Source organism: Micromonospora sp. CA-248212 (assembly GCF_050948405.1).
Classification (GTDB): domain Bacteria; phylum Actinomycetota; class Actinomycetes; order Mycobacteriales; family Micromonosporaceae; genus Micromonospora.
The window spans coordinates 497472-508795 of record NZ_CP192023.1; the positions used below are offsets into that span (position 1 = coordinate 497472).

Consider the following 11324-nt stretch of genomic DNA (forward strand, 5'->3'; position numbering starts at 1 on the left):
GATCCATCCGGGAGGAGTCGCCGATGCCGCGGGGGGAGATCGACGAGGCCTGGATCGAGGAGGCGGTGCGGCGCTACCGCCGTATCGAGTCGTTGCAGGCCGAGTTCGACCAGGCCGTGTCGACGGTCGAGGTCACCGTCCGTTCGCCGGACGGGTTGGTCGAGGTGGTGGTCACCGCCGCCGGCCGCATCACCGACGTCCGGTTCCTGGGGCCACTGCACGCCCGCAGCCCGCGCGACGTGGCCGGCTCGGTGCAGGCCGCGGTCACCGCGGCGGCGGACGCGGCCGAGTGGGCCCGGGAGAAGCTGCACAACGAGACGTTCGCCGCCTACCGACCGCTCGCGGGGGCCTGACATGGACACGCTGCGCGCGCTCTCCGCCCGGCTCGACGAGGCGAGCGCCACGCTCACCACCCTGTCCCACACCGTCACCGCCAGTGATCCGGCCCAGGCCGCGTTCGGCGCGGACGCCCCGGGCCGCCCCGGCGAGATCGGTCGCGCGCTGCATCGACAGTGGGCCGCCGCCACCGACGACCGGGCCCGCGAGGCCCGAGCTGCCGCCGGCCGCCTCGCCGCCGCCGCCTCGGCCGTCCGCGAGGCCGCCGACCGGTACGCCGAGGTCGACCGCGCCGCCCGCCGCCGGATCACCGGAGAGCCGTGATGGACCCACTGGACCGGCTCGCCGAACCCGGCCTCAACCTGCTGCGCCGGGTGGACGCGTTGCTCGCGGCCGGTGTTCCCGAAGGGCACCGGGTGTGGCCCCTGCTCCGCCGGATGCAGGTGCTGCCCGGCGACGCCGTCCGGGGCTTCCTCGACCTGCACCCGGCGCCGCTCGTCAGCGCCGGGCACGCCGTGCGCCGGCTCGTCCGGGGGTACGACGACGTCGGCGCCGCGCTCACCGACCCCGTGCTCTGGTCCGGGCCGGCCGCCTCGGCGTACGGGCAGGAGCGTGCCGCGCTGCTGCGCCACCTGGACGAAGGGCCGGAGAGCCTGGTCGGGCGGATGGAATCCACCGCCGGGTACGCGGACGCGCTCGCCGACTGGGTGGAGGGCAGCCGTCTCGCCCTCGCCCGCACGCTGGCCGACCTGCTGCGCTCGGCCGAGGCGGTGGCCGTGGTCGCCGCCACCGCCGCCGGCCCCCCGAACCGCCTGACGCCGGTCGGGCCGGGCGTCGCCGACGCCGCCGAGATCGCCGCGCGGGTGCTGGCGGTGCTCTGCGTCGCGTACGACGGCGCCGAGACACTCCTGCGCCAGTGGGCGCCGAGCCTGGCCGAGTCCACCTGGCGGTCGCCGACTCAGGAGCGCGCCCGCTACGACCAGCACACCAGGGTCGGCTGGTAGCAGTACCCCCGCCCGCTCCCAGGCCTGGTCGTGGTCGTTGTTTTGCGGGTCGACTCGTGGCGTTGCTCAGGCCCAGATGTGTCGGTCCGCGGCTATAGGCCACGGCGTCGCTCCGGGGCCGGTGGTGGTTCCGGCGCGGGCCACGGCGTTGCTCCGGGGCCGGTGGTGGTGGTTCCCGCGCGGGCCACGCCGTTGCTTCGGGCCGGTGGTGGTGGTTCGCGGGCAGGCCACGGCGTCGCTCGCGGGCGCCAGAGCAGAGCCGGCGCGCACGGCGACGCCGTGGTCTTCCCCCTGCACCCCCCGCAGGTCTGCCTCCACTCAACGCTGTCCGGCAGCGTTTGTCCCCTTCCCGGGCACGGATTCAACCGTCCGGGCGAGGATCATCGGCACGACGGGTGGCCCGGCAATCGGTCGAGTCGACGGTCATGGATGGAGATGGAGGTATCGCCCGCCGCGTTCTCCGCGGTGATCCGTCGTAGGGTGGGGGGATGGGCATGCTCTGCGCGGTCAGCTTCAACCGGTACGGGCGGCTCTACTACCTGGACCCGGGCGAGCTGCGCCCCCAGGTTGGCGACCGGGTGCTCGTGCCGACCGACGACGGACCCGAGGTCGCCGAGTGCGTCTGGGCCGCCCAGTGGGTGAGCGAGGAGACCGACGGCTTCCCCCGGCTGGTGGGGTTGGCCGGCGACGACGACCTGCGCCGTGACGAGGCGCTGCGCCGTCGTAAGGCCGAGGCGAAGGTGGCGGCCAAACGGCTGATCCGCGCGCACGGCCTGCCGATGAAGGTGGTGGCCGTCGACCATGTGCTCGGCTCCGCCGACGGCGGCGGCGAGCGCAGCACGGTCTACTTCACCGCGCCGCACCGGGTGGACTTCCGGTCACTGGTCCGCGACCTCGGCGCCACCCTGCACTGCCGGGTCGAGCTGCGCCAGCTCTCGGCGCGCGACTCGGCTCGGGTCCAGGGCGGCATCGGCTCATGCGGTCGTGACCTGTGCTGCGCGACGTTCCTCACCGACTTCGAGCCGGTGACCATCCGGATGGCCAAGGACCAGGACCTGCCGCTCAACCCGCTGCGGATCTCGGGAGCCTGCGGTCGACTGATGTGTTGCCTCAAGTACGAACATCCGCTGTACCAGCGCTTCCAGGAGACCGCGCCGGCCGTCGGCAGTCGGGTGACGACGCCCGAGGGCAGTGGTCGAGTGGTCGGCCACAGCGTGCCCCGCGACGCGGTGACCGTACGCCTCGACGCGGACGGCTCCCGCTGCTCCTGCTCCCGCGCCTCCGTCTGCGCCCCCCGCCAAGCCCACGACCAGCACTACACCCCCTAAAACCCCACCCCCACCCCTCACCCCCCACCCGCCAGCCCGCGTTGATCAAGAGGTTCGCGTCAAAATTCGGGCTCCGGATGACGCAAACCTCTTGATCAACTAGTGGTCCGGTCAGGTGAGGACTACGGGGGGTTCGGTTAGGTGGGGGGTTAGGGGGGTTTTGGGGGTCAGCCAGCTTGCGGTGGGGGACTGGTCGGGGTTGACCTGCCAGTCTCGGGACACCCGGTCGACGCCGATGGCGTAGACGGTCAGCGTGCCGTCCGGGTCGATGCGCAGCCGCAGGAACGACTTGGAGTCCTCGATGCCCTGGCCGGCGAACAGTTCGTTGACGTTCACCCCGAAGGCGCCTGCCACCAGCAGATACGCTGCGACCAGCTGACTCGCCACCAGCCCGATGACCGGGCCGTACACCACCACGGCGGCGACCGCCGGCAGCGGCCACGGCCAGTCGTAGAACGGCAGCGCCAACCAGAGCCAGGTGCCGCCGGCGGCCAGCGCCACATGGGCCACACCGTGGCCGACGCCGAGGAGCCAGTGCCGGGCGTGCCGCTTGCCGCTGGCGCTGGGCGGCTTGGCGAACAGGATCGCCGCGATCACCGTCACCAGCACCATCAGCACCAGCGGAACGCTGAACAGCCGTTGGTCGCTGCTGTCGCCCCAGTTGGCCGTCGCGCCCGCCATGGCAAGCATCAGCAGGGTGTGCAGGGTGCCCAGCAGGGTCGCGAAGCCCGGGTTGCGGAACGGCAGTCGGCCGAAGATGCCCCAGCCGTAGCGGCGCGAGCGGGCCGCGTCTGGGTAGCGGGCCACCAGGTCGTACGGCTGGGTGCGGCTGGCCCGCCGGGCCAGCGTGTCGCGCGGTGGTACCTCGAGGCGCTCGGGCAGCTTGTGCGTGGGGTACAGATAAGCCCCACCACCACCGCAGGTGATCAACTGCCGGTCGTGCCCGGCATAGCGGGCGTAGTGGTGCAGGTCGCCGGAGAGCAGCAGCCGCACCCGTGCACCGGTCGGGTCGATGATCGTCCGTACGAAGTAGTCGACCGAGTCGTACGCCGTCGGGTCGTCGGCGGCCTTGACCCACGTCGGCGACGGCGTCGCGATGATCACCTTTGACTCCGGGGTGAGCCGCCGGGCCACCTCGTCGAAGTAGGCCAACTGCGGATCGTCGAGGTACGAGCCGGACTGGTCGTCCACGCCGAGCAGCCACCAGCCGGCCGGCAACTCCACCGCGAAGTACGACCGCGACTGCCCGGTGCGCCAGCCGGCGAAGTTACGGTCCCGGGAGCGGACGAACAGCCGCAGGAAAGCGGTCAGGCCGTCGTACCAATCGTGGTTTCCCGGCACCGCGAACAGGGTGGGACGGTCGGGCGGCGTCGCCGGCAGCGCCGCCTGGTAGGGACCCTTGCAGCGGTTCTCGTACTCCGCGTAGGCCGCCGACGGGTAGACCTGGTCGCCGCCCATCACCAGGGTCTGCGCCCGGGGCAGCCGGTGCCCGTCCACGGTCAGCTCCGGCTGCGCCAGCAGGTACGCGACGGAGTAGGTGGCGTGGAAGCCGTCGCCGAGGTCGGCCACGTAGTCGAGCCAGAGCCCACCGTCCGGCCCGGCCTGGCGGAAGATGTCGTCGCCGAAGGCGTTCTGCAACTCGCGCTTGTCGAGGTACGCGCCGAAGAGGATCGCCAGCAACGTCCGGATGCCGGTGCTGATCAACAGGAACGGCGCCAGCCACGGCACCGGCTTGCGAGGGGTGAAGCCCAGTTCCAGCGGGTCGGTGGAGCGTGGGCGGCGAGGAGCCGGCTCTCCGTCGGGTTGCGCGTCCGCCGGTGCCTGGTGATCGTCGCGTTCGTCAGTCACCCGCCGCAGCGTAGTACCGGTCTGCGTGCGCTGCTGTCTGGTAATTGGCCGGATGGCGGTGCTTGTCCGTTTGGCGGCGGCGGGAGCGTCGGGGTATCCCGCTCGGCCCAGGGGTACGGGGTGCCGTACACTTGCTGATCGTTGCCGCCTTAGCTCAGTCGGCTAGAGCGACGCACTCGTAATGCGTAGGTCGACGGTTCGATTCCGTCAGGCGGCTCGGCACGGAAGCCCAGGTCATCGACCTGGGCTTCCGCCGTTTCTCAAGGTCCAGGACACCGCCGCCGGACGCGCCAGCCCGCACCCTGCGACCGCTCCGTTCAACCGGTTGACGCCCGCTTCCAGGTCGTTATCGAACAGCCCGGCGTACACGTCAAAGCCGCCCGCAAACCGGCCGCGCTCGGACTGCTGGCGACTGAAGCGCCGGCATCGGCCGGCACGCCGGCTGGTTGCAGGTGCTTCCGGCGGTGATCTTCAACGGAGATCGGCTTGAGGGGGCGTGGCGGTACATGTCAGACGAGGAGTCCCTCATCGGCGCCGCGCTCGGGTCGGGCGACGCGGCGGGCGCGCGGGCGCTGGCCCGCCGGATCGGTGTCGCCTCACGGGTGCGGCCTGAGACGGCGGCCGGCGCAAGGATGCCCCGACAAGTTGCCACTGCGCATTTCCCGGCAAACGCCATCCCACCCGAAAATCCACTGAGGATGAATTGGCGTGGATCTCGTAACATTGATGGCGGACGTTCGGTCGAGGAGCGGGGAGTGGTGGCATGAAGTTCGACATGGGGGCTCAGACGCTCGGCAGTCTGACCAAGCAGACGCAGGGTTCCTCCGATGATCTCGGTTCTCTGATCAAGCAACTGATCACCGCGGCCGAGCCGTTGCAGGGCAACTTCAACGGGGCCGGGCGGGTGGCATTCGATTCGTTCAAGGCGAACGCCGATTCGATCACCGCCGAACTGAACTCCTCCCTGGGTGCGATTCTGGGCGGCCAGAGTGGAATGGACTCCTCGTTCGGTCAGGGTGACACCGAGATGTCCGACAATGCGAGGTCGTCCGAGGGCACCGCGAACTTCGACGCCGCCAGGTTCTCCAGCAGCCGCTGACACGGGGAGTGACAGTCATGACAGACCGACGCAGTTTCGATACCGGCACGTCGCAGCAGGTGCAGGGTGACCTCGCCGGCATCATCGGGCGGCTCGAGTCACTGATCTCGCAGCGCAGCTCCGACGTCGCGGCCGCGATGGCCGACTTCCAGGCCGATGGGGTGTCCGAGGAGTACCGGACGGTCGAGGACCGGTGGAACCGGGCAGCGGGCGAGGTCCGCACGATCATCGACCTGGTCAAGACCACCATGACGAAGAACGACGAGACGGCGAACACGACGCTGTCCCGGGCCCGCTCTGCGGTGCAGTCGATCGGTTGAGTCGTTATCCGACGAGTTGTTGACGAGGGAGCACGAGCGTGAGCGCGTGGGATATCTCCCCCGGTGGAGTGCGCGACGTCCTGACTCGTACACATGCCGCGGCCATGCCCTTCGAGGGGCAGATGACGAGCTTGAACTCGGCGTTGGAGGGATCCGCCACTGAGTCCAGTTCGGAGATCGTGGGCCAGGCGCTTCAGGGCTTCGTGGAGTCGATTCGGACGGATCTCGAGTTCGTGTTCACTCGCACGGGGGCGTGCATGCAGGCAGCGGCGCAGGCGACGAACGCCTACGTCGAAGGTGATCTGGAGATGGCCGCGAACGCGCAGCGCAGTGCCGCGGCGGCACCCGACCCGTCGGCCACGATGCCGGGGCCGGGCGGTGGGGCGGTGCCCCGATGATCAATCCGGGGGAGATTCCGCAGATCCCCGGCAACATGGATGCGCTGGCCACCCACGCGCAGACGGTTCGGACCGCTGGCGTCGACTTCGCCAACACCGGCCAGGCGGTCGACAGCACCTGGCAGGGGCTGGCGGCGGTGTACACGGCGCCAGAGGCGGCGCAGCTCTTCGCCGCCACCGGCCCGGTGCGTACGGTGTCGGCCTCGGTGGGCGAGGACATCCAGGCGGTCGGGGCCGCGCTGGCCACGTACGCCACCGAGGTCAAGGAGATCAAGGCTCAACTCGCCGCGCTGAAGGGCCAGGCCGAGGAGTTCGTCGGCTCGATCAAGGACGACGAGGACTGGCGCGAGGACCAGGGCAAGGTCGACAAGCACAACGGCCTGATCACCGCCGTGAACACGCAGGTGGCCGCGTTCTTCGAGGCGCAGCGCAAGTGCGCCAACACCATCAACGCGCTGTACGGCGGCCTCCAGTATCGGGCCGACAACGCCGACGGTCAGGCCGACAACGGCGAGTACGGCTTCACCGCCGACACGCTGAACGCCGCCGCCGGTGAGGACGGCGCCCTGCCCTGGGGTAGCAACGAGGAGCACGACCGCGGCTTCTTCGGCGACGTGGGGGCGTACTTCGTCGGCATCGGCATCAGTTTCGTCACCATGCTTCAAGACCTGGGCGGGCTGATCGGCCGGGATCCCACCACGGGTGAGTGGAGCTGGGGCACCGCCGGTCAGTCGTGGCTGGGGCTCGGCAAGTTCGTGTGGGCGGTCTCGATCTACGTCAACCCGGTGACGATCGTGATCGACCAGACGGTCGGCATGCCGTTCATGGAGCAGCGCGAGGCGGGCAACCTCCTGCTCAACGCGGGCAAGACCATCATCGCGTACGACACCTGGGGCGAGGACAAGTCGAAGGCCGCCGGCATGGCCACCTTCAATATCGTCTCAGCGATCGTGGGTACCAAGGGTGCCGCCTCCGGGCTGCGCGGCGCGGGCGCGGCGGTCAACACCATTCGAGGCAGCGCCACCGCCGCGCGGATCGGCGCCGCGTTGGTCCGTACCGGTAACTGGCTCGACAAGCTGCCCACCGTCGGCGAGGTGGCGATCAACATCGCCAGGAAGTTCGACATCAAGATCCCGCAGCTCGGGTTGGTTCCGGCGATCGCCGGCGACGTGCCGATCGGGCGTGGCTTCGACGTCGAGATGCCCAACGTTCGCGGTGGCGACGCGATGCACATGGACGGCGGCAACGGGCCGGGCGGCCATCTGCCTGGCGGGAACACGCCGGGCGGTCACGTCCCCGGTGACCTGACGCCCGGTGGGCATATCCCGGACGGCAACGCCCCCGGTGGGCACATCCCTGACGGCAATACGCCGGGCGGGAACCTCCCCGAGGGCAATACTCCGGGCGGCAACATCCCGGACGGTAACGGGCCTGGCGGCAACATCCCGGACGGTAACGGGCCTGGCGGCAACCTCCCGGACGGCAACGGGCCTGGCGGCAACCTCCCGGACGGCAACGGGCCTGGCGGCAACACCCCCGACGGGAACCCGCCGGGCGGAGGAAACGCCGATCGTGGGCGGGATCTGACGCCGGATGAGCAGCAGCGGTTCCTCGACCAGGCTGGCCGGCTCGATCCCGCAGCGCGGGCTCAAGTCCAGGATCTGCTCTCCCGTACCGATCTGCCGGACGGCATGGCCAACCAGGCGGCGCGGGACTTCATGGACCTCCAGGACTCCGGGCGGCTGGCGGGAGGCGTCGACCGACAGGGAGACATCTTCCGCGACGTGCTGAACAACCTCAGCGGGGACCGGTCTGCCTTCGAGGGGGCCGCGACGGAGCTGCGTGCCGCAAACGAGGTGCTGCAGAGCGGCGATCTGGCGCCCGGCAGCAAGATCGGTCTGAACGTCGTCGCCGGTGAACGGGTCAACCTGGGCAACGGCACGGTCGTCGACACCGGGCGCATCCCCGAAAGCGATCTCGTCTACCAGACCGCCGACGGCAACGTTCACGTGACGGAGGTCAAGGCCACCGCACAAACCGTGGCCAACAAGTTCCGATCCGATCCTGCTCAGTTGGATCGCATGCTCGACTGGCGTAACGGTGCCCCGGGACGTGAGGTGAGCGTTCGGGTCGGCACCGATGAGGGCTGGACGGGACTTTTCAGCCGCGCTGGCAACGATCCTCCACAGATGGCGATTGAACGGCTCGCCGATCAGAACGTACCGATCAGCATCGGCGGGCGTACCTTGACCCCGCAGCAGTTGACCGCGCTGCAGGAGGCGGTGGAGCGGGCCGCAGCCGACCCGGCGCATCCGATGCGCAAGCCGGGCGCCTGGTTCGGCGAGCACCTGCCGAATCTCGAAGCGGCACGTGACTTCCTCAGGCCCTACGGAGTTGATTTCCTGTGACCGATCCCTGGGTTACCCCCGAAATGCTGGCCGCCGTGCCAGTCCCATGGCGACTGGCGGATCCCGTCGAGCGTGGAAAGGCGACGCGCGAGCTGCCGCCCAGCCCACCACAGCGGGCCGAAGCCCTGCGGGCGTTGGAGACGTGCCTCGCCTATCTGGTGGACGTCCGGGACCGTTACGGCGACGACACCGATTGGGGACTTCCCAAGGCGTTCTTCGACGACTACTGGTTCATTCTGTACACCCGGCTGAAGCAGTCGATGCCGACTCTCGCCGACGTCACGCCCGAGAAGGTGCGCGCCTGGGCTGACGCGTACCTGGACTCGGAGGACGTCTTCGGCGTCACGTGGACGACGCCACCGGACGAGGTCATCGACAGCATTGGTCGATCATGGGCCTTCTTCATCCTGCAGGGAGCGACAGAGAGCCTGGTCCGCTGGTTCCGCAACGTGGGGCCCGACCAGTTGGACGATTCGGAACGAGCCCGGGTGGTCAGTCTCCTCAAGGAAGCCACACCTCGACTGCAGTGGCGTCTGACGATCGTCACCATTCCGGCGATTCTCGATCTCGACGGCTCGGCGGAGAAGGGCTACTTCGATCGTCTGGCGAACGATCCGGGCCTCCACGAGAAGACCCGCGCCGAGGCGGAGAGTGTGAGCGCGTTCATCGACCGCCAACACGAGCCGATCTAGTTGTCATGGGGGAAAGGGCGTGAGTGTTTCAAGCTACCTGGTGTGTCCGTCGCGCCAGTTGATGATTGGGCTTGGTAAGCGGCTGAGAGAGCCGAGTGGGACGGTCATCGGATACTCCATCGGTAACCACTTGACCTCCGAAGATCCCCAGCTCACGCAGGCGCTCTGGAAGTTTCTCGCCGACACCGCCGGTGCCGGACTTGTCGTTAAATCAGCGACGACGAGGACTTCGAGGAGATCGCGGGCTATCGCGAGCTCGGCGGGGATGAGCACGGCGACATCACGATCGAGGACTACGTGCGCACAGGCGTCTAGGGTTGCCTCGCCCTGAACCGACGTGTTGACGCGATATGTCGGCGGGGCGTCGGCGATACTGTCGAGGTGGAGTACGTGTCCAGGGCGCCGCGACCGCCGCTGGACGCGCTGATCGACGACCTCTATTACCTGGAGGGTTCGTCGCCGTACGCCCGGCTGATGTTGCCGCCGATGCCGGCGGCGCTGCTCATCGTCAACCTCGGGGCGCCGTTTCGCATTCGTGCCGGTACCGACATCGAGACGGTCGAGTACGCAGACGGCTGTGTCGTCACCACTCCCACCCGCGTCGTGGAGTTCGGGTACCCACTTCGGACCCGGTCCGTCGGCGTGCACGTCAAGCCGTGGGGACTGGCGCCGTTCCTACCGATGCCCGCGGTCGAGCTGTGTGACCGGCCGGTGACGTTGGAACAGGTGTGGGGCCGGCCCGCCATTGCCGAGCTGCGCGACCGGCTGGCTACGGCGGACGGGCCGCACCAGATGCTGACGCTGCTCGAGGACGAGCTCATGCGACGGCTGCGCGAGACCAGCGGCCTGGGGCTGGTTCGTCATACGAGCAGCGTCATCGCCGCGACCAGCGGGGCAGTGGCCATCGACGACCTGCGGGTCTCGGCCGGCGTCAGCAGCACGCACCTGGTTCAGCGGTTCAAGGATCACGTCGGCATTACCCCGAAGCGGCTGGCCCGCACCTACCGCTTCGCCGCCACCGTGCTCACGATCGACCCTGCCGGGCCGGTTGACTGGGCCGAGCTCGCCAGCGGCGCGGGCTACTTCGACCAGGCCCACTTCGGCCACGAGTTCCGAGCGTTCACCGGGCTCACACCGACCCGGTACGTCGAAGTCCGGCGGCGGTTTCTGCGCGAGCACCCCGGCCACGTGTTGGACGGTTGGCCGCTGCCGGTCGATTGATTTTCTACAAGAGCGGCAGCTCACGGCACGCTACCTTGGGGCGTCTCAGAGCAGAGGAGAGCCCGTGGGCAAGGTGGTCATGTACGGCTCGGTGTCGGTGGACGGCTTCGTCGCGGACGACAGCGACCAGCCGGGACCGCTCTTCGACTGGCTGGCGAACGGTGACGTCCCGCTGGACGAGAGCGGCATGGTGAAGGTCTCGCAGACGTCCTACGACTACACCCGGCCGTACTGGGACCAGATCGGGGTGACGGTCGTCGGCCGCCACGTCTTCGATCTGACGGACGGCTGGGACGGGAAGCCGCCGAGCGGGATCGACCACGTGGTCGTCGTGACGCACCGGCCGCCGCCCGAGAGCTGGGACCCCGCGACGCCGTTCCACTTCGTCGGCGGCGTCGAGGCGGCCGTGGCCCGAGCGCGGGAGCTTGCGGGTAACCGCGTGGTCGAGGTCGCCGCTGGCGACGTCGGTGGCCAGGTGCTTGCCGCAGGCCTGATCGACGAGGTACGCATGGACGTCGTACCCGTGGTGCTCGGCTCCGGGAAACGTTACTTCGGGTCGGTCGACGCGCAGCACCTGCTGGAGGATCCGGACGTGGTGATTCAGGGCAACCGGGTGCTCCACCTGCGCTACCGGGTGCGCCGCTGACCGGTGTGGTCAGGCGATCGGCGG

At 69.5% G+C, this 11324-nt stretch carries 12 protein-coding genes and 1 tRNA gene; 12 read left to right on the top strand and 1 reads right to left on the bottom strand.

The features are described from left to right. Positions 1-23: 23 nt before the first annotated feature. The 4 genes from ACQP03_RS02340 to ACQP03_RS02355 all read left to right on the top strand — a co-directional run bounded on the left by ACQP03_RS02340 (position 24) and on the right by ACQP03_RS02355 (position 2668). Positions 24-353, top strand: coding sequence for a YbaB/EbfC family nucleoid-associated protein (locus tag ACQP03_RS02340; protein WP_355049259.1), 330 nt, complete (start codon positions 24-26; stop codon positions 351-353). Position 354: 1 nt separating this feature from the next. Beyond that, the gene (locus ACQP03_RS02345; RefSeq protein ID WP_355049258.1) at positions 355-660 is read left to right on the top strand and encodes a hypothetical protein; all 306 of its coding nucleotides are present in this window, start codon (positions 355-357) and stop codon (positions 658-660) included. Continuing rightward, on the top strand, positions 660-1340 hold the full coding sequence (locus ACQP03_RS02350; protein ID WP_357172015.1) for a hypothetical protein: 681 nt from the start codon (positions 660-662) through the stop codon (positions 1338-1340). Before ACQP03_RS02345 ends, ACQP03_RS02350 begins: the two co-directional genes overlap by 1 nt. Before the next feature lie 488 nt (positions 1341-1828). Beyond that, the gene (locus tag ACQP03_RS02355; protein ID WP_357123709.1) at positions 1829-2668 is read left to right on the top strand and encodes a PSP1 domain-containing protein; all 840 of its coding nucleotides are present in this window, start codon (positions 1829-1831) and stop codon (positions 2666-2668) included. A gap of 111 nt (positions 2669-2779) precedes the next feature. On the opposite strand, the gene ACQP03_RS02360 is transcribed toward ACQP03_RS02355, so the two are convergent. Continuing rightward, positions 2780-4516 (bottom strand): metallophosphoesterase family protein, encoded by a 1737-nt coding sequence (locus ACQP03_RS02360; protein WP_363661017.1) that lies wholly within the window; start codon positions 4514-4516, stop codon positions 2780-2782. 143 nt (positions 4517-4659) lie between these two features. Between ACQP03_RS02360 and ACQP03_RS02365 the strand changes: the two genes are divergently transcribed. The 8 genes from ACQP03_RS02365 to ACQP03_RS02400 all read left to right on the top strand — a co-directional run bounded on the left by ACQP03_RS02365 (position 4660) and on the right by ACQP03_RS02400 (position 11300). Next, positions 4660-4733, top strand: a tRNA-Thr gene (locus tag ACQP03_RS02365). A gap of 546 nt (positions 4734-5279) precedes the next feature. Then, positions 5280-5615, top strand: a complete 336-nt coding sequence (locus ACQP03_RS02370; protein ID WP_357123716.1) for a hypothetical protein — start codon at positions 5280-5282, stop codon at positions 5613-5615. A gap of 17 nt (positions 5616-5632) precedes the next feature. Further along, a complete protein-coding gene (locus ACQP03_RS02375) occupies positions 5633-5935 on the top strand; it encodes a pore-forming ESAT-6 family protein (RefSeq protein WP_355049252.1) in 303 nt (100 codons plus the stop codon). A gap of 38 nt (positions 5936-5973) precedes the next feature. Beyond that, positions 5974-6333 carry a DUF6507 family protein gene (locus ACQP03_RS02380; protein WP_355049251.1) on the top strand — a complete coding sequence of 120 codons (360 nt, stop codon included), beginning with the start codon at positions 5974-5976 and terminating at the stop codon, positions 6331-6333. Beyond that, positions 6330-8741 carry a hypothetical protein gene (locus ACQP03_RS02385; protein ID WP_363661016.1) on the top strand — a complete coding sequence of 804 codons (2412 nt, stop codon included), beginning with the start codon at positions 6330-6332 and terminating at the stop codon, positions 8739-8741. Before ACQP03_RS02380 ends, ACQP03_RS02385 begins: the two co-directional genes overlap by 4 nt. Continuing rightward, positions 8738-9433: a hypothetical protein gene (locus tag ACQP03_RS02390; RefSeq protein WP_357123723.1), complete on the top strand. Its 696-nt coding sequence runs from the start codon at positions 8738-8740 to the stop codon at positions 9431-9433. The genes ACQP03_RS02385 and ACQP03_RS02390 overlap by 4 nt, the downstream gene beginning before the upstream one ends. A 390-nt stretch (positions 9434-9823) precedes the next feature. Continuing rightward, positions 9824-10654 carry an AraC family transcriptional regulator gene (locus ACQP03_RS02395; protein ID WP_396831953.1) on the top strand — a complete coding sequence of 277 codons (831 nt, stop codon included), beginning with the start codon at positions 9824-9826 and terminating at the stop codon, positions 10652-10654. A gap of 64 nt (positions 10655-10718) precedes the next feature. After that, the gene (locus tag ACQP03_RS02400; RefSeq protein ID WP_433460081.1) at positions 10719-11300 is read left to right on the top strand and encodes a dihydrofolate reductase family protein; all 582 of its coding nucleotides are present in this window, start codon (positions 10719-10721) and stop codon (positions 11298-11300) included. Positions 11301-11324 lie beyond the last annotated feature (24 nt).

What these genes read in the sequence shown, in the direction of transcription:
- ACQP03_RS02340 (WP_355049259.1), top strand. Translation starts at nt 24, where the DNA reads ATGCCGCGGGGGGAGATCGACGAGGCCTGGATCGAGGAGGCGGTGCGG.
- ACQP03_RS02345 (WP_355049258.1), top strand. Translation starts at nt 355, where the DNA reads ATGGACACGCTGCGCGCGCTCTCCGCCCGGCTCGACGAGGCGAGCGCC.
- ACQP03_RS02350 (WP_357172015.1), top strand. Translation starts at nt 660, where the DNA reads ATGGACCCACTGGACCGGCTCGCCGAACCCGGCCTCAACCTGCTGCGC.
- ACQP03_RS02355 (WP_357123709.1), top strand. Translation starts at nt 1,829, where the DNA reads ATGGGCATGCTCTGCGCGGTCAGCTTCAACCGGTACGGGCGGCTCTAC.
- ACQP03_RS02370 (WP_357123716.1), top strand. Translation starts at nt 5,280, where the DNA reads ATGAAGTTCGACATGGGGGCTCAGACGCTCGGCAGTCTGACCAAGCAG.
- ACQP03_RS02375 (WP_355049252.1), top strand. Translation starts at nt 5,633, where the DNA reads ATGACAGACCGACGCAGTTTCGATACCGGCACGTCGCAGCAGGTGCAG.
- ACQP03_RS02385 (WP_363661016.1), top strand. Translation starts at nt 6,330, where the DNA reads ATGATCAATCCGGGGGAGATTCCGCAGATCCCCGGCAACATGGATGCG.